A 17,485-nucleotide genomic window follows, 5' to 3' on the forward strand; every position below is an offset into this window, starting at 1 on the left:
GTGGCGGCGATCGCCGTGGCCCGCGCCGTGGTGGCCGTGATGGCGGCCGCGACCGCGGTCCGCGCGGTGGCAACGAGGGCGGTGATCCGGGCCACATGCCCGCCTTCCTCAAGGAAGACTGATCAGCACCTCGGACCTGTCCGAATGAACATGGAAAGGCCCTGCGAAAGCGGGGCCTTTTCTTTTGTCCTATGGACTTGTGAGGGGCGTTCCCGGCAGGGTATTCACCCGAGTGGGGACACCAGGCAGGTAGGTAGGGGCACAACGCAGATGCGCGGAAAGATCAGGCACAGGGCTCTGGCGCTGGCGACAGGGACTGCACTGGCTTTGGGACTGGCGAGCGGTGCGGGGGCAAGCGGGGACTTCGGTTGCGCGCCGAGCTGGCGTCTGGGCCTCTCCGATTATGAATGCGCAGGCGTGCCTTTCCTGTCGGCTCGCAACGACACCCGCACCAACCTCTCCTGGCTGATGATGGAGGCGGGGGGCGGTATCCCGAAGGAGGCCGGATACCCCGCGAACTCCTGGGAAATGGCGCCGCTCGGCCATGTCTTCTTGACTTGGGAGGCCATGCGCAGCGGTTTCTGGCCCAGCACGCAGGCCGAGGAAGAGACCTGGCCGCTCCCCGCCTACAGCGGCACCCTGTGCCAGACCCTGGCGAGTGGTGGCGAGGCTTTCGCCGCCGCCCTGGCCGACACGCCCTCCGTTTCCGGGGCCGAACGCGGAGCGCTTGTTGGCGCGCGCACCAACCTGAAGGCGGCGTGTGACGGGGCGAAGCAGGAGCCCTCCTGGCCTGCCTCCGTCACCAGCCCGGCAGGGCGCGAGTATCTCGCTTACCTGAAGGGCGCGCGGGCCTTCTACGCCGAGGACTTCGCCGCCGCGCGCACCACGTTCGCGACGCTGGAAGACAGCGGGCGGGGCTGGGTCGCCGAAACCGCGCGGTACATGCAGGCGCGCACCGCGCTCGCGGCCGCGCAGGTGCCCGCCATCGACGAATGGGGCTGGTACGACAACACGAAGACCGATGCCGCACTGGCGGCGCAAGGACAGGTCGCGCTTGAGAGTTACCTGCGCACCTATCCCGAAGGGCGCTACGCGGCCTCCGCGCGTGGGCTCACGCGCCGCGCCTTCTGGCTTCGCGGCCAGCGGCCCGAACTGTCCCGCGCCTATGGCGCGCTGCTGGAGCGGGAGAGCGCCGCCGATCCGGCAGCGGCCGACCTGATCGAGGAGATCGACACCAAGCTCTTCTTCGAGGCGGCCGGGAACGGGGACATCGACAGCGCGCTGAGCCTCGCGACCTGGGACCTGCTGCGCCTGCGGGCAAGCGAGCCGGTGATGTCCGAGCGGCGCACCGCGCGGCTGGACGCGGCGGAACTTGCTGCGCAGGCGCCCCATTTTGCCGGGCATCCCAAGCTCTACACCTATCTCCAGGCCGCGCAGGCCTTCCATGTTCAGCGCGACTATGCCGCGGTGCTGAAGCTCTTGCCCGACGATGCGCGCCAGACGCAGTACACGCCGCTGGCCTTCAGCGCGCAGATGCTGCGCGGCCTTGCGCTGGAGGCCCTGGGCGATTCCAACGCGGTCGGCTTCTGGGAGCAACTGGCGAAGGGCGCGGACCCGCGCTTCCAGCGTCCGGCCATCGAACTTGCGCTCGCCCACCACTGGGAGCGCAGCGGGGACCTGGCGAAGGTTTTTGCCGCGAACAGCCCCGTGCAGGTGCCCGAGATCCGGGCCATTCTCCTGGAACATGTCGCCGACGGGGCGACGCTGCGCGCGCAGGCGAAGGGCGGCACCAGCACGCTGGAACGCGAGGTCGCGACCATGACGCTCCTCTACAAGGACCTGACGCGCGGGCACTTTGCTGACTTTGGGCGCGACCGGGCGCTGGTGCCGCAGAGCGCAGGGCGTGAGGGCTGGATTGGGGGGTGGTTGCGCGATGCGGCCCGCCAAGTGCCGCTCGGCAGCTTCACGAAGGGGCGCTGGCAACAGGATTTCGCCTGTCCCGCGCTGGCCGATACAGCGCAGAGGCTCGCGCGCGATGGGTCCGATCCGGGCGCACTCCTGTGCCTCGCAGACTTCTACCGGCTCAACAATTTCGATAGCTACATGGCGGGCGAGCGCTGGCGCGGGCGCGAGGAACTGGGCGGCACGCCCTCGCGCTTTGCAGGCGAATTGACGGACCGCGCGGCGATTTATGCGCAGGTGCTGGCGGGGTCGCGGGCGAGCGCGCAGGAACGCGCCTATGCGCTCTACCGCTCGGTCATGTGCTACGCGCCTTCGGGCAACAATTCGTGCAGCGCGACCGATGTCCCCGAAAGCCAGCGCAAGGCCTGGTTCCAGCGCCTCAAGCGCGAGTACCCCAAGAGCCGATGGGCGACGAAGCTCAAGTTCTACTGGTAAGCCGCCGCGCGCTGCTGGGCGCAGGCGTCGCGGCGTTCGCGCTGGCGGCCTGCGGGACACGCCGGGACAGTCCTGTCCGCGCGCGCGCCTACGAGGCGTTTTTCCTGTGGGCGGGCGTCGCTCCTCCGCCTTGGCTGGAAGAGGCGTCTCTGGTCTATCTGCTGGCGGGCGAAGTGCGCGCCGTACGCGCCAGCGGCTATGTTCCCTTGCGTGCCGTACCGCGAACCTCAGCGCCGCGCGTCTGGATGTGTGTGCGCGTCGAGCGGCTCGACTGGGAGGAGGGGCACTACGCCGCAGTGCTGGGCCAGCTTGCACGCTGGGCGGCGGCGGGCAATGCGGTGGAGGGCCTGCAGATCGACTTCGACGCCGCGACGCACGGGCTTGCCGGGTACGCGCAGTTTCTTGAAGGTCTGCGGGCGCGTCTGCCCGTGCGCTTCAAGCTGGGCATCACCGGGTTGATGGACTGGAGCGCGGGAGGTGCGGCAGATGGGCTCTCCAGCCTCGCCGACTGTGTCGATGAGATCGTGGTCCAGACCTACCAGGGCCGCGCGACGATCCCCGGCTACGAACGCTACCTGGCCTCGCTCGAGCGCCTGGGCCTGCCCTACCGCGTGGGGCTGGTCGAGGGCGGCGCGTGGCGCGCCCCGCCGGGCCTGGAGGCCGGGGCGGGGTTTCGCGGCTACGTGGTGTTCCTGGTTGGCGGCGCACAGGCCGCCGAAGGCGCGCCTCAGGCGTAAGGCGGCTTGTGGCGTTCGCGCGGGCTCAGCGTGAAGATCTCGCAGCCGTCCTCGGTAATGCCGATCGAGTGCTCGAACTGGGCCGAGAGCGACTTGTCGCGGGTCACCGCGGTCCAGCCGTCGTTGAGCAACTTCACCGCCGGTTTGCCGAGGTTGATCATCGGCTCGATGGTGAAGAGCATGCCCGGGCGGATTTCCGCGCCGGTGCCCGCGCGCGCAGCGTGCACGACTTCGGGGGCATCGTGGAACAGGCGGCCCAGGCCATGGCCGCAGAACTCGCGCACGACGCCGTAGCGGTGCGATTCGGCGTAGTGCTGGATGGCCGCGCCGATGTCGCCGATGTGATTGCCCGGCTTTGCCTGTTCGATGCCGATCATCAGGCACTCGTAGGTGACCTCGACCAGGCGGCGCGCCTTGAGCGAGGGCTCACCCGAGAAGTACATGCGGCTGGAATCGCCGTGCCAGCCGTCAAGCAGCGGGGTCACGTCGATGTTGAGGATGTCGCCGTCCTTGAGCGTCTTGTCCGACGGGATACCATGGCACACCACGTGGTTGATCGAGATGCAGCACGAATGCTGGTAGCCGCGGTAGCCGAGCGTTGCGGGAACCGCGCCCGCATCGAGGGTCATCTCGCGCACCTTGTCGTCGATCGCGGCGGTGGTCACGCCCGGCTGCACCATGTCGGCGATCTCGTCGAGGATCTCGGCGGCGAGTCGTCCGGCCTTGCGCATGCCTTCGAATGCTTCTGCGCCATGCAGCTTGATGGTGCCGTCGCGCAGGACGGCCTGGTCGTCAGGTTCCACAGTCTGGTATTCGGTCATGCCCCTCCCATAGCGGGAGGGGGCGCGAAATGCGAGAAGATCTCAGTGGGGTATCGAAAAACTGGCGCGGTACTGCGGTTTGAGCGCGCGCATCACCGCGCCGTCGACGGGCAGGGTGATCTCGTAGCTGCCCTCGGCGTAGGGCCCCGCCTCGTAAGGCGCGATCTGGAAGCCGATGCGGTCGAAGGTCGCGCCGTTGGAGGAGCCGAGCAGCACCGTCTGGCGCACCGGGTCGATGCACTCGCTGAAAGTGCCCTCGGGATCGAGCGGGCCGCCGCGCCTCTCGATGCGCTTGTCGTCGAGCGCCGTGCAGAAGCGTTTGCGCAAGGCGCCTGAAAGCGCCTCCGGGCTGGTGAACAGGTCGGTCGCGCGCTGGAGCGTTTCGGTCTTGCGGTTCCAGACGCGGGCATCGAAGCCGCTCATGCCGTGGGCGCCGCCGGTAAAGGTGTAGAACTCCGAAGACAGCGACAGCCAGTCGGGCAGGTCGGTCACCACCTGCCAGTTCGCCCCGAAGCTGTGGGGGCGGAAGGGATAGCCACTCTTTTCCGCCTCCTCGCGGTCGCGCCTGGACGCGGTTGCAAGCTCGCGGCGCGCGGCCTCGCGGCGCGCCTCGAACCAGGATTTGAGCTCGGGGATGGCGGCGGCCGCCGCCGGGTAGGCGAACTGGAACTCGTAGGTGTCGGTCTCTTCCTCGATGGCGAGGTCTGCGGCCTCGACGAGCGGGCTCTCCACCTCGGCCGCTGCGGCGCTGGGGGGCGCTTCGGGAGGCGCCGGTGGGGCACTGGCGTCCGCGGCGGGCGGGCGTGCAGTCGATTCCGTGTCCGGGGCCGCGGCCCCGCTGCATCCGCCGGCCATCAGTGCCAGCGCTCCTGCGCATCCCAGTGCCAGCTTCGCGCGCATTGTCCCTCGTTCCTGCCCTTGTCCGGTGTTCGTGGCGCCCGTCAACGCCCTGGAGAGGGACCATGAAGCACGCGGCCATCTGAATCCAGCCTGAGCGTTGGTGCGGGGGAACCTAGTTCGTTGGCGAAGGGGGCGGCTGCATGCCCGGGCGCACATTGGGCAATTGCCCTTTGCCGGACCTGCGGTCTAGATATGCGCCATGAGCGACAAGAACGCATTGATCCAGCCCGACCGCGGCCAGAGCGCGGTTTCCCTCCACCTCGTCGACAAGGACGGGCTCGACGCCTTCCGCAAGGGGCTGAACGCGGCCCAGCGCACCGCGCTCGAGGCGCAGCGTTTCGAGGGCGATGCGGGCAGCCATGCCATTCTTCCCGACGGCGAGGGCTGGATGGCCGTGGCCGGTGTCGCCGATGTCCAGAAGCTGTCCAGCTGGTGCATGGCGAAGCTGGCCGAGACGCTGCCCGCAGGCACCTATCGCCGCATCGCCGGCGAGCCGGGTGCAGCGATGTTCGGCTGGGTCACGGGCCAGTACCGCTTCGAGCGTTACCTCTCCGAACCCAAGGACGAGGGCCCACGCGTGCTCCTCACCGGCGAAGTCAAGGCGATCGAGCCGATCCTCGCCGAAGCCGAGGCGGTCATGCTGGTGCGCGACCTCGTCAACACGCCCGCCGAGGACATGGGGCCCGCCCAGCTCGAGGCCGAGGCGGAGAACCTGCACAAGGCCTACCGCGCCGAGATCCGCGTGACCCGGGGCGACATGCTCGAACATGAATTCCCGATGGTCCACGCCGTGGGACGTGCCGCGGCGCGCAGCCATGCGCCGCGCATGATCGAACTGGAATGGGGCAACCCCAGGCACCCGCGCATTGCCATCGTGGGCAAGGGCGTGTGCTTTGATTCAGGGGGACTCGACGTGAAGCCCAGTGCGGGCATGCTGCTGATGAAGAAGGACATGGGCGGCGCGGCGCACGCGCTCGCACTGGCACGCCTTGTCATGCAGGCGCAGCTGCCGGTGCGCCTGCACCTCCTGGTCCCGGCGGTCGAGAACGCGATTGCGGGCAACAGCTTCCGGCCGGGCGATATCCTGAAGTCGCGCGCGGGGATCTCGGTCGAGATCGGCAATACCGATGCGGAAGGGCGCCTTGTCCTGGGCGATGCGCTGGCGCGCGCGGGCGAGAACGAGCCCGAACTGGTGATCGATTTTGCGACGCTCACAGGGGCTGCCCGCGTGGCTCTGGGCCCGGACCTGCCCGCGCTTTTCGCGCGCGAGGATGCCACCGCCAATGCTCTCCTCGAAGCCGGGATCGCCACCGACGATGCCTGCTGGCGCCTGCCGCTCCACGAAGGGTACCGCGAATACATGAAGTCGGACATTGCCGACATCAACAACGCCGGTTCGGGCGGCGGCTTTGCAGGCTCCACCACGGCTGCGCTGTTCCTCGACCGTTTCGTGCCCAAGGGCGTGGACTGGGTCCACTTCGACACCTTCGCCTGGCGCCCTTCGGCCAAGCCCGGCCGCAGCAAGGGCGGCGCGGCACTGGGCCTGCGCGCGGCCTGGCAGATGCTCCGCAATCGCTATGAGGAGGCCGGTTAACGGCGTGTAACTCTCTGTTTAGCAGATGTTTCCAGACGTGGTTACCACTTCGTTAGTTATGTGAGATCAAAGTCAGGAGATGGCGAATCGGACTAGTCCCCGCGTGTCCAACACGCAGGGACTAGGAGCCATCCATGACATTCGAACCGACAGGAGCATTCCACGAGGTCGCCCTCGATGACCTGTTCTTCTCGACGACCGATTCCAAGGGGGTCATCGAGCAGGCGAACCAGGTGTTCGTCGAAATGGCGCGTCTAGATCGCGACGATCTGATCGGCGCGCCGCACAACCTCATCCGCCATCCCGACATGCCGGGCGGCGTCTTCCGCCTGATGTGGGAGACGATCGGGGCCCGCCGCGCATTCAGCGGCTATGTCTTCAACCTGGCGGGTGACGGCAGCAGCTACTGGGCGCTGGCCACCGTCTCGCCGCTCGGCAAGGGGTATATCTCGGTGCGCGCGCGTCCGATTGACCTGGGCATTCGCGATGCGGTCCACACCGTCTACGAAGCTGCTCGCGAAGCCGAGGTCCAGGCGATGGCTGAGGGCGAGAGCGCGGGCCGCGCGGCGCGCATCGGCGAAGAGGTGATCCTCGCCGAACTCGAGAAGCTGGGGTACCCGAGCTACGAGGCGTTCCAGAACGCCTTTCTCCCGCGCGAGCTGGAGCTGCGCTTCCAGGCCGGCGTCACCATTCCGACCCGCCCGTCCGCAAAGGGCGGCGCCCGTGCGCTGCTCGACGCCGGGACCGCGATCGAGGGGCAAGTGCGCAACCTGGCGGATGGCCTCGCCAACGCCGACCATCTGGCCGAAGCGCTCGACGCACGGGTTGCCAAGGCGGTGAACTGCCTGGGACGGCTGGAAGAGGCGGTCGCCAATGCGCGCTTCGTCGTTACCGGCAATGCCAAGGTCGAGCCGCACGTCGCCAAGGCCGCGCCGGCGCTGGAGGACCAGTGCCACAAGGTCGCTGCCACCATGCAGGGCGTGCTCGATGCGGTCGACCAGACCTGCGTCCAGCGTCATGGCCTGCGCGCGTCGGTCAGCATCGCGCAGCTCCAGGCCGAATCGGTCTGCCGCTTCGCCGCCGACACCATCGATGGTCGCGAGGACCCGGCAACCTCGAGCGCGGCCACCCAGGCCCTTGTCCAGGCGCTCGAGAACGGCATCGATTCGATGCACACCAGCCTCGATGATGACCGCGACCAGGCCCGGCACATGAGCGCGCAGATCAAGGCCACCGAGAGCACGCTCAAGGTCACCACCCTCTTGCTGCGCAAGTGGCGCAGCCTGATCGAGAAGTCGGACATTCGCCATGAAATGGAAGCCCTTCTCCCGGTCCTCGACGACGCGCTGGCGGGTCTTGTCGATGAACTGGCGGGGCTTCACGATACCGCCGAAGCCTTCGCAGGCGGCGTCGTGGCCTTCGAGAGCGCCGAACTTCAGCGCAGCCTCGATACGATTCTCTCGCTCAACACGGTTGCCGCCTGAGACGCTCGGGCCCGACCATTCCCCCACCGAACCATCTCTCGCGCCGAGCGCTGCCCCTGACAGTGCGCGCAGCCGGGCCGAGACACAGCTTTCAAGGATTTACACCATGGATTTCGAAGCCAAGCTCGCTGAACTCATGACCATCAACGGCGCCATCGCGGCCGCCCTCGTCGACAGCGCGAGCGGCATGACCATCGCCACCGTCGGCGAAATGCGCGACGGCGGGGACCTCGACCTTGCCGCGGCGGGCAGCAGCGAGGTGATGCGCGCGCAGATGAACGTGCAGGACCTGCTCAAGCTCAACGACCCGGTCGAGGACATGCTCATCACGCTGGGCGAGCACTACCAGCTGATCCGCCCGCTCACGGACGATTCGGGCGCGGGCCTGTTCGCCTACCTGCTGCTCGACCGCAAACAAGCCAACCTCGCGCTTGCCCGCATCAAGCTGCGCTCGGTTGAAGCCGAACTCGCGATCTGAACCTGACCGAACCGCCCGGCGCTCTTCAGAAGCGCCGGGCCACGCGTCCCTGCGTGAGGGAGGGGGCCGCATGACTGGACATGCGGCCCCCGACTTGTGTTCGGCGTTGGTGAGGTTTCGAGAAGGACAGGATTCAGCAAAAAGATGTATCCGAGGGCCATCGCCCTCGGGCTCCCCATCCCAGTGACCTCAAGGCGCTCGCGCTGCCGTGGCTGAGACAGGCGAGGTCGCCAGTTCCGGGGTCAAGGGGCGATGGCCCCTTGGAAAAGTTCCTCTACTTCCGTTCTTGCCCTTTTCGGGTTTGCGCCTTGCGGCCGCTGGTCGCATCCTCCTCTTCCAGCCCGGCGCGCACGCAACGAAGGAGAGCCGATCCCCATGCTGTACCGTTTGAAGGCCCAAGCCCGGCGAGGGGCGATTTGCCCTGCGGGTCCTGTGAAACTTGCGTATTTGCGATGAGCGGGATAAGCGCCCCAATCTTCCGTTTCACCGATGGCCTCAACGTGACCGAACACGACACTTATACACGCACCCTCCCGCTTGATGGCATGCTGGCGATGACCGGCCCTTCGGTAACCGCCGAACCGGGCTGTCTGCCGGTGCGCGGCGATCTTGCGCACATCAAGCTCGCGGGGCTGTGCTTCGTGCCGCACTACGCGGTGCCGGTGGCCTACACCGCGAAGGCGGGCGCGCAGCTGGTCTCGGCGCCCACCACGACGGGCGAGGTCCTGGCCGAGCTGGACGAAGGCGCGGTCTTCAACGTGCTCGACATTGCAGGCGTCTGGAGCTGGGGCCAGATCGGTGAGGACGGCCTCGTCGGTTACGTGGCGCTCGAGCAGATCGAAGCGCCTGAGGCAGGAGAATAAGCGCAGATGGCACAGACGGTCTTCATCGACGGCGCGGCCGGAACCACGGGTCTGGAGATCGCCGATCGCCTGAGCGCCCGCCCGGAGTTCGAGTTGGTCATTCTCGATGATGCGCGCCGCAAGGACGATGCCGCGCGCGCCGAGGCGCTCAACGATGCCGACTTCGTGATCCTGTGCCTGCCCGACGAGGCGGCGAAGGCCGCTGTTGCGATGATCCGCAACGACACCACGCGTGTGATCGATGCCTCTTCGGCGCACCGCACCGCGCCCGGCTGGGCTTACGGCTTTCCGGAGCTTGTCGGGCACGAGACGATTGCGGGCGCGCGTTTCGTCAGCAATCCGGGCTGTTACCCCACCGGCTTTCTCAGCCTCGTCGCGCCGCTCGTGCGCGCAGGCCTGCTGCCCGCCGACTGGCCCTATGTCTGCCATGCGGTCTCGGGCTACTCGGGCGGCGGCAAGGCGCTGATCGCGCGTTTCGAGGAAGAGGGCGACATCGCCTTTCGCGCCTATGGCCTGGCCATGGGCCACAAGCACCTGCCCGAGATGAAGGCGCATTCCGGGATCACCCACGATCCCGTCTTCGCGCCGGCCGTGGTGCCTGCGCACCGGGGCATGCTGGTCGAAGTTCCGCTGCACCTTGCCATGATGGACAAGGCGGGCAGCGCCGATACCCTGCGCGCCGCGCTGGCCGATTTCTACGCCGGTAGCCCGGTTGTCTCGGTGCTCGACGAAGAGCCGGGCGAACTGCTCCTGCGCAGCGCAATGGAGCCGAGCGACGCGCTCACCCTGCGTGTCTTTGGCGCGGCGGACGGCAGCCAGGCGCGCATGGCCGCCATGCTCGACAACCTGGGCAAGGGGGCGAGCGGGGCTGCGGTGCAGAATCTCAATATCATGGCCGGTCTCGACGAGACCGCGGCCTTGCGTCTCTGACATCGGCGCCGGGTCCCTCGGGGACCTTTGTGGAAAAAGAGCATCTAGCGCGGCCGACAGGGCTCTGCGCGTTAACCTTCGTGCGCGCTGGTGCCGGGGGCACGTGCGTGCGCCGAGCGCCCCTCTCTTTGCGACGATGTGCGATTGCACAATTTTCAGGCAGCGATTGCCCGAAACTTGCACACACTCTTGCGGGCCTTGCTGTTAAAACTTTGCGAAAAAGCCACCCTTGCAGGGCAAATCATGCAAATCCGGTCTTTTCGCGCCTGCGCAGTTGTCCTACGACTGTATGATATCCAATGGCACGATTCTTGTTAGGATCGGCAGCGAGGAATCTGGGTCCCGGACGGGATCCTCGTGAATGCAGTCCGGGCGCAAAGGCAAGAAGGTCCAGTCAGGCGTGAAGAAGATCGAAGCTATCATCAAGCCCTTCAAGCTCGACGAGGTCAAGGAGGCGCTGCACGAAGTGGGCGTATCCGGGATCACCGTGACCGAAGCCAAGGGCTTTGGCCGTCAGAAGGGACACACCGAACTCTACCGCGGCGCGGAATACGTCGTCGATTTCCTGCCCAAGGTGAAGCTGGAAGTCGTCGTTTCGGATACGCTGGCCGAGCGGGTGGTCGAAGCCATTGCCGATGCGGCACAAACCGGACGCATCGGCGACGGCAAGATCTTCGTCGTTCCCGTCGAGACCGCGATCCGCATCCGCACCGGGGAGCGCGACGACGAGGCTCTGTGAGCGCCACGAACCACACCGTCCGGACCACCAGGTTCCGGGCATAACCATTCTGGGCCGGTTCGCCGGTCGGATACTCGGGAAAGCTACCGGCAGGGGGCCCGGCGCGTTCCCGGACAGCGCATCCACCCCTATGCCTTTTCCCGAGGCGGAAAAGTAAGATTGGAGAACCACACATATGGCTACTGCAAAGGACGTCCTTGCCAAGATCAAGGACGAGGAGATCGAATGGGTTGATCTGCGCTTTACCGATCCCAAGGGCAAGTGGCAGCACCTGACGATGTGTGCGGGCGTCCTGGGCGAAGACGAGCTCGAAGACGGCCTGATGTTCGACGGTTCCTCGATCGAGGGCTGGAAGACGATCAACGAGTCGGACATGATCCTCAAGCCCGACCTTGAAGCCGTCTACACCGACCCGTTCTCGGCCACCCCGATGCTGATCGTGTTCTGCGACATCGTCGAGCCCTCGAACGGCGAACTCTATGCTCGTGACCCGCGTTCGACCGCGAAGCGCGCGGAAGCCTTCGTCAAGTCGGCCGGTTTCGGCGACACCGTGTTCGTCGGCCCCGAGGCCGAGTTCTTCATGTTCGACGACGTGAAGTTCTACGACGGCTACGACGGCAACGGCTTCAAGATCGACGACGTCGAGCTGCCGACCAACACCGGCCGCGACTACGACACCGGCAACCTGGGTCACCGTCCGCGCGCCAAGGGCGGTTACTTCCCCGTCGCTCCGGTCGACAGCTGCTCGGACATCCGTGCCGAGATGGTCACCACCATGCTCGAAATGGGCCTGCCTTGCGACAAGCACCACCACGAAGTGGCGGCTGCCCAGCACGAGCTCGGCCTGACCTTCGGCACGCTGACCACCACCGCTGACCGCATGCAGATCTACAAGTATGTCGTGCAGATGGTTGCGCAGGCCTACGGCAAGTCGGCTACCTTCATGCCCAAGCCGATCCAGACCGACAACGGTTCGGGTATGCACACGCACATCTCGATCTGGAACGATGGCGACAACACCTTCGCGGGCAACGGCTACGCTGGCCTCTCGGAGACCTGCCTGTACTTCATCGGCGGTGTCGTGAAGCACGCCAAGGCGCTCAACGCCTTCACCAACCCGACCACCAACAGCTACAAGCGTCTGGTCCCGGGTTACGAAGCTCCGGTTCTGCTCGCCTACTCGGCGCGCAACCGTTCGGCCTCGTGCCGCATCCCCTACGGTGCCGGCACCAAGTCGAAGCGCGTGGAATTCCGTTTCCCCGACGCGATGGCGAACCCCTACCTGTGCTACTCGGCGCTGCTGATGGCCGGCCTCGACGGCATCAAGAACAAGATCCACCCCGGCGAAGCCATGGACAAGAACCTCTACGACCTGCCGCCGGCAGAGCTCGCCGAAGTTCCGACCGTGTGCGGCTCGCTGCGTGAGGCTCTTGAAGCCCTGCAGGCCGACCACGCCTTCCTGCTCGAAGGTGACGTGTTCACCGCCGACCAGGTCGAAGCCTACCTCGAACTCAAGTGGCCCGAAGTGCTGCGTTGGGAAACCACGCCCTCGGCGGTCGAATTCGACATGTACTACAGCGCCTGATCGCGCGTTTCCCTGCCCTTCGGGGCAGGGGAAAATCGGTTCGCCGAGTGGGGCGCCTGGAGCAATCCGGGCGCCCTTTTTGCATGCCGTTTCGGGACATGGAGAGGGCCGGAGCGAGCGTGCATCGCGACCTTGCGGGGAACAGGCACGGCGATCGCCGCGTTGAAAGGCCCCGAAAGGAGATTTTCGATGCGGCAGGCGCAAACGATTTTGGCCGGAACGGTTGCGGGGCTCGCCCTCGTGGCGGGCGCGGCGCTCGCCCAGCCCGGGAATGGCAATGGCAACGGGAAGGGCAATGGCGGCGGCAACGGCGGCGGTCCGCCCGCCGCGCAGGAGCGTGGTAACGGCGGCGGCAATGGCGGTGGCGGGCCAGGCAACAACGGCGGCAATAAGGGCGCAGGTCCGGCCAAGGCCCAGAACCGGGGCGGCGGTCCCGACCGGAGCGCTGGCAATGGGCAGGGCAACGGCGGCGGAAAGGGACCGGGCGGCGGCGGCCAGCACGCCCGCGCCGACAAGGGACCGCAAGGCAACGGTCGGGGCGGTCCGGGCAATGGTAACGGAGGCGGCAACGGCAATGCTATTGCCAAGGGACCGGGCAACGGCCCTGCGCGCGGAAACGGCAATGGCAATGGCGGGGGCGGGGGCGGGGGCAACGGGAAAGCCCCGCCCATGGCTGGCGCGCCGGGGAACGGCAACAGCGATGCGCGGCTGCGCGGCAATGCCCATCCCTCCAACGTGGCGCACCGGCCCGAGCGCGGCGACATTCGCCGTGTCAACTACAGCGGGCCGGGCGGACGCGACTTCATCGTGCCGACCAACGACCGAGTGCGCGTGCTCACGCGGGACCGCACCATCGACTGGGGCCGGATCGACCGGCGCCGGGTCTACGACGGTTGCCCGCCGGGGCTCGCCAAGAAGTATAACGGCTGCACCCCTCCCGGGCTTGACCGTGGGCCACGCAGGTCGTGGTCGCGCCCCGACTGGTACTGGAGCGGCTTCAACCGCGGCGGCAACTACCGCTATCTTGATGGCTACATGGTGCGCATGGGCTCGGGCTCCTCGATCCTCGATTACATCCCGCTGCTCGCGGGCGCGTTGGCGATCGGCAATGTCTGGCCGGGCTCCTACGACAGTGTGGCGATGCCCGACTACTACAACAGTTACTATGGCCTGGGCGGTGGCAATTCGTACCGCTACTACGACGACACGCTCTATCGCGTGAATCCCGGTTCCTCGCGGATCGATTCGATCGCGGGGCTCCTGATGGGCAGCGATATCGCGGTCGGCCAGCCGATGCCGCGCGGCTATGACGTCTACAACGTCCCCTACGGCTATCGCGACCAGTACTACGACACCCCCGACGCGCTCTACCGCTACAGCGACGGCTATATCTACCAGCTCGATCCGACCTCGCGCATGGTTCAGGCCGCCATCGAACTGCTCGTCTGAGCCCCCGAGGAGAGACCCCCAAGATGACACAGATTTCGCACCGCGTGTCCGGCCTTCGGGCCGGGACGCTCACGCTGATCGGCGCCTGCGGGCTGGCCCTGGCGGGCTGCTCGGGCGAGACTCCGGCGTCTGATGAAACCGGCGCGGCTGTGCTCGCCGAGCCGGCCTCGGACCCCGTGCCCGAACTTCTGGACGATACAGACGGCATGGAGACCGTGGACGATGCACTGGAGGATACCGGCCTTGCGGGTATCTTCGAGGGCAACGCCAGCTACACCCTGCTGGCGCCCGACGACGCCAGCTTCGCCGCGCTGGGTGACGGGGGCAAAGCCCTTACGGACGGCGAGGACGAAGCAGCCATGGCCGCGCTCCTCAAGCAGCACCTGTTGCCGGGCTACCTCATGCCCCGCGACATCGAGAGCGCAATCGAACGCAGCGACGAGGACTCTGTCACCATCACCAGCCTGGCTGGCGAAGACCTGACCTTCCGCCGCAACGGCGATGCGATCACCGTGACCGCGCCGGACGGCGCGGAGGCGACATTCAAGGGCGAGGCACTGGCGGGAGGCGCGAGCGTTGCGATTCCCGTATCCGGGCTGCTGCGCAAGGCGGAGAGTTGAAGACGAGCGGGGCAGAAGGAAGGCCTTTTTCAAGGGGCCATCGCCCCTTGACCCCAAAATCGGCGACCGTGCCTTTTTCAGCCACGGCGGCGCGCGGGAGGTGAGCCAGACATTATGGGGAGCCCGAGGGCGATGGCCCTCGGAATCATCTTTTTTCTTGTCCCGCAGCCCAATTCCCAGGCTTCAGAAGCTCAGCACGGCCTCACCGATGGCATCCCACACGGTGGCGAGTTCCTCGTCGGTGATGCCATAGGGGGGCATCACATAGACCGTGTTGCCCAGCGGGCGCAGCAGCACGCCGCGTTCGCGGAAGAAGGCCATGAGCCGGGGCGCGAGGTCATTCATGTAGCCGGTCGCCCCGTCGCTCTTGAGGTCGAGCGCGGCAATCGTGCCAAGGCTTCGTGCGTTGTTGAAGTGGTAGACCTGCCCCAGTTTGTCGAGCCAGGATGCCTGCTTGGCACTGAGTTGCGCGATGCGTTCGCGCACGGGTTCCTCGCGCCAGATCGCCAGGTTCGCGGCGGCCGCGGCGCAGGCGAGTGGATTGGCGGTGTAGCTGGAGGAGTGGAAGAACATGCGCGCGCGGTCGGTAGAGAGGTGCGCCTCGTAGATCGCCTCGCTCGCCATCGTCACCGCCAGCGGCACCGCGCCGCCCGTCAAGCCCTTGGAGAGGCACAGGATGTCGGGTTCGATACCCGCCTGTTCGCAGGCGAGCAGCGTGCCGGTGCGGCCCCAGCCGGTCATCACCTCATCGGCGATGAAGAGCACGCCGTGCTCTGCGCAGATCGCGCGCATCTGGGCCAGAACCTCGGCGCTGTAGAACAGCATGCCGCCAGCCCCCAGCACGAGCGGCTCGACGATCAGTGCGGCGGTGTCGCCCATCGCGCAGTAGCGTTCGAGCGCTTCGAGCGTGGCGTCTTCGTGGCCCGCGGCGGGAAAGGGAATGCGGCCGACATCGAAGAGCAGCGGGTCGTAAGGCTGGTTGAACACGCCGCGTTCACCCACCGACATCGCGCCGATGGTGTCGCCGTGGTAGGAATTTTCCATGACCAGGATGCGCGAGCGCGCCTCGCCCTGCCAGTGCCAGTAGCCGAGCGCCATCTTGAGCGCGACCTCGACGCTGGTCGATCCCGAATCCGAGAAAAATACGCGCGTCAGGCTCTCGGGCATGATCTCGCGAAGGCCTCGGGCGACCGCTTCGGCGGGGCCATGGGTCCAGCCTGCGAAGATCATCTGGTCGAGCTTGCCCGCCTGCTCGGCGATTGCGGCCATGATCCTGGGATTGCAGTGCCCGTGCGTCGTCACCCACCAGGATGAGATCGCATCGATCATGGAGCGCCCGTCGGCGAGATGCAGTCTGGCGCCCTTCGCGCTGGCGACTTCGGGGATCGGTTCGCCAAGGCCGTGCTGGGTAAAGGGGTGCCAGATCGACGATGCAGGGGGCGTGGAGCTCATGGGGCGAAGTCCTCCAGGTTGAAGTTCGCGGCGAAGGCGGCAGCGAGCGCCTCGGGGCTGAGCGGATCGAGGCGCGGCAGACGGCCCAGCCGCTTCGCGCCGCTCATGGCGCAGATGATGTCCTCGCTGTCCTTCACTTCCTCACCCACGAAGGCAACCCCGAGCACGGGGATAGCGCGGGCGCGCAGCGCCTCGAGCGAGAGCAGCGTGTGGTTGATCGTGCCCAGCTGCGTACGCGCCACCAGGATCACCGGCGCGCCCCAGCGCACGAACTGGTCGGCGTAGGTCTCGCGCCGCGAGATGGGGACGTGGACGCCGCCCGCGCCCTCGATGACCAGCGGGCCGGACACCGAGGGGAGCGACAGACGCGCGGGGTCGATCTCCACCCCGTCGATCTCGGCGGCCAGGTGTGGGGAGCAGGGGGTGGCGAGGCGGTAGGCTTCGGGCAGGATTTTCTCGCGCGCCAGGCCGGCGAGCCCCGCGACGCGCAGCGCATCGGTTTCGCCAAATGCGTCCTCGGGCTCGACCCCGGCCTGCACCGGTTTCCAGTAGTGCGCGCCAAGGGCCCCTGCCAGCGCGGCGGCGAAGACCGTCTTGCCGATTTCGGTGTCGGTGCCGGTGACGATCAGGGTGTGGGGGGCGGAAGGCAGGTCGGTCATCGGTACAATCACCTTGTCCGGATCGGGGGGCGGGTCAGGTGGATCGTCACGACTTCGTAGGTGGCCGTGGATCCGTTAATGTCGAATTGCGCCATGACCTCGCGAAGCTGCTTAGGGGTGAGCGGGGTGTGGGCGCCATGCGCGGTGCCTGCGCCGATCGCCTTGACGCTGCGCAGGAAGGCGCGTGCGTCCGCGCTGCGCTGGACATGGCGCGTGACGGTGACGTCGGCTCCGGGAAGCTGCGTGTAAGCTTCTGCCGGCAGAAAGGCGGGGGTTCCTGGGACCAGGCCCAGCGCTTCGTGCGCAGCGCGCCACTCGGCAAACGTCTCGGGCCCCAGCGTGGTGACGACAAGATGGCCGCCCGGCGCCAGCCATCCGGCCATGCGGGCAAGCGCTGCGGGTGCGTCGGCAAACCACTGCAGGGCCAGGCTGGAGCAGAGAAGATCGAAGGGGCCGCCTTCGGGTGTTCCGCTCTCACCGTCGAGCGCGGCGTACTGGTGGCGGTCGCTTTCGCCCAGCGCCGCGCGGCAGCGTGCGACCATTTCGGGTGAAAGGTCGGTGACGAGCCAGTCCCCGGTGACGCCGGCAGCCTGCAGTTCGCGGGTCAGGAAACCGGTGCCACAGCCGATTTCCAGCCCGCGAAAGTCACTGGGCAGATCCAGCGCGGCGATGCGGGCGGCCAATGCACGGGCGACCTCGCGCTGGACCGGGGCGTGGGCCTCGTAGCCATGGGCACCCGAAAAGGCGCGGGCGATCTGGTCGCGGGGGACGCGCAAG

16 protein-coding genes are annotated in these 17,485 nt (G+C 67.2%); 11 read left to right on the plus strand and 5 right to left on the minus strand.

Going from position 1 to position 17,485, the window contains the following annotated elements:
- The first annotated feature begins 270 nt into the window (after positions 1–270).
- Together MTR65_RS15095 and MTR65_RS15100 are read left to right on the plus strand one after the other, a co-directional pair.
- Positions 271–2,397 (plus strand): PA5441 family protein, encoded by a 2,127-nt coding sequence (locus MTR65_RS15095; RefSeq protein ID WP_243801623.1) that lies wholly within the window; start codon positions 271–273, stop codon positions 2,395–2,397.
- On the plus strand, positions 2,367–3,134 hold the full coding sequence (locus MTR65_RS15100) for a DUF3142 domain-containing protein (RefSeq protein WP_243801625.1): 768 nt from the start codon (positions 2,367–2,369) through the stop codon (positions 3,132–3,134). The genes MTR65_RS15095 and MTR65_RS15100 overlap by 31 nt, the downstream gene beginning before the upstream one ends.
- Here MTR65_RS15100 and map read toward each other — a convergent pair.
- The gene (map, locus tag MTR65_RS15105) at positions 3,125–3,955 is read right to left on the minus strand and encodes a type I methionyl aminopeptidase (protein WP_243801627.1); all 831 of its coding nucleotides are present in this window, start codon (positions 3,953–3,955) and stop codon (positions 3,125–3,127) included. The two genes, MTR65_RS15100 and map, sit on opposite strands and share 10 nt — an antisense overlap.
- A 42-nt stretch (positions 3,956–3,997) precedes the next feature.
- Positions 3,998–4,855, minus strand: coding sequence for a DUF3298 and DUF4163 domain-containing protein (locus MTR65_RS15110; RefSeq protein WP_243801629.1), 858 nt, complete (start codon positions 4,853–4,855; stop codon positions 3,998–4,000).
- Positions 4,856–5,054: 199 nt separating this feature from the next.
- Between MTR65_RS15110 and MTR65_RS15115 the strand changes: the two genes are divergently transcribed.
- From MTR65_RS15115 to MTR65_RS15155, 9 genes are all read left to right on the plus strand, one after another.
- Positions 5,055–6,449, plus strand: coding sequence for a leucyl aminopeptidase family protein (locus tag MTR65_RS15115; protein ID WP_243801631.1), 1,395 nt, complete (start codon positions 5,055–5,057; stop codon positions 6,447–6,449).
- Positions 6,450–6,583: 134 nt separating this feature from the next.
- Positions 6,584–7,933 carry a PAS domain-containing protein gene (locus MTR65_RS15120; RefSeq protein WP_243801633.1) on the plus strand — a complete coding sequence of 450 codons (1,350 nt, stop codon included), beginning with the start codon at positions 6,584–6,586 and terminating at the stop codon, positions 7,931–7,933.
- A gap of 106 nt (positions 7,934–8,039) precedes the next feature.
- Entirely contained in the window at positions 8,040–8,411 is a 372-nt protein-coding gene (locus MTR65_RS15125) for a roadblock/LC7 domain-containing protein (RefSeq protein ID WP_039390392.1), read from the plus strand.
- Between the two features lie 452 nt (positions 8,412–8,863).
- On the plus strand, positions 8,864–9,274 hold the full coding sequence (locus MTR65_RS15130) for an SH3 domain-containing protein (protein ID WP_243801635.1): 411 nt from the start codon (positions 8,864–8,866) through the stop codon (positions 9,272–9,274).
- 6 nt (positions 9,275–9,280) lie between these two features.
- Positions 9,281–10,204 (plus strand): N-acetyl-gamma-glutamyl-phosphate reductase, encoded by a 924-nt coding sequence (argC, locus tag MTR65_RS15135; RefSeq protein ID WP_243801638.1) that lies wholly within the window; start codon positions 9,281–9,283, stop codon positions 10,202–10,204.
- A 400-nt stretch (positions 10,205–10,604) separates the two neighbouring features.
- Positions 10,605–10,943, plus strand: a complete 339-nt coding sequence (locus tag MTR65_RS15140) for a P-II family nitrogen regulator (RefSeq protein ID WP_039392137.1) — start codon at positions 10,605–10,607, stop codon at positions 10,941–10,943.
- Between the two features lie 175 nt (positions 10,944–11,118).
- Positions 11,119–12,528, plus strand: a complete 1,410-nt coding sequence (glnA, locus tag MTR65_RS15145; protein ID WP_148627682.1) for a type I glutamate--ammonia ligase — start codon at positions 11,119–11,121, stop codon at positions 12,526–12,528.
- A 189-nt stretch (positions 12,529–12,717) separates the two neighbouring features.
- Positions 12,718–13,977, plus strand: a complete 1,260-nt coding sequence (locus MTR65_RS15150; RefSeq protein WP_243801640.1) for a hypothetical protein — start codon at positions 12,718–12,720, stop codon at positions 13,975–13,977.
- A gap of 23 nt (positions 13,978–14,000) precedes the next feature.
- Positions 14,001–14,597: a fasciclin domain-containing protein gene (locus tag MTR65_RS15155; protein ID WP_243801642.1), complete on the plus strand. Its 597-nt coding sequence runs from the start codon at positions 14,001–14,003 to the stop codon at positions 14,595–14,597.
- A 183-nt stretch (positions 14,598–14,780) separates the two neighbouring features.
- On the opposite strand, the gene MTR65_RS15160 is transcribed toward MTR65_RS15155, so the two are convergent.
- Genes MTR65_RS15160 through MTR65_RS15170 form a run of 3 tightly spaced genes read right to left on the minus strand, consistent with a single transcriptional unit; the run spans position 14,781 to position 17,484 of the window.
- Positions 14,781–16,049 (minus strand): adenosylmethionine--8-amino-7-oxononanoate transaminase, encoded by a 1,269-nt coding sequence (locus MTR65_RS15160; RefSeq protein ID WP_243801644.1) that lies wholly within the window; start codon positions 16,047–16,049, stop codon positions 14,781–14,783.
- The gene (gene bioD, locus MTR65_RS15165; RefSeq protein ID WP_243801646.1) at positions 16,046–16,708 is read right to left on the minus strand and encodes a dethiobiotin synthase; all 663 of its coding nucleotides are present in this window, start codon (positions 16,706–16,708) and stop codon (positions 16,046–16,048) included. Before bioD ends, MTR65_RS15160 begins: the two co-directional genes overlap by 4 nt.
- Positions 16,709–16,716: 8 nt before the next feature.
- Positions 16,717–17,484, minus strand: a complete 768-nt coding sequence (locus MTR65_RS15170) for a methyltransferase (protein ID WP_243801648.1) — start codon at positions 17,482–17,484, stop codon at positions 16,717–16,719.
- Position 17,485 lies beyond the last annotated feature (1 nt).

Source organism: Novosphingobium mangrovi, from assembly GCF_022818885.1.
Taxonomy (GTDB): domain Bacteria; phylum Pseudomonadota; class Alphaproteobacteria; order Sphingomonadales; family Sphingomonadaceae; genus Novosphingobium; species Novosphingobium mangrovi.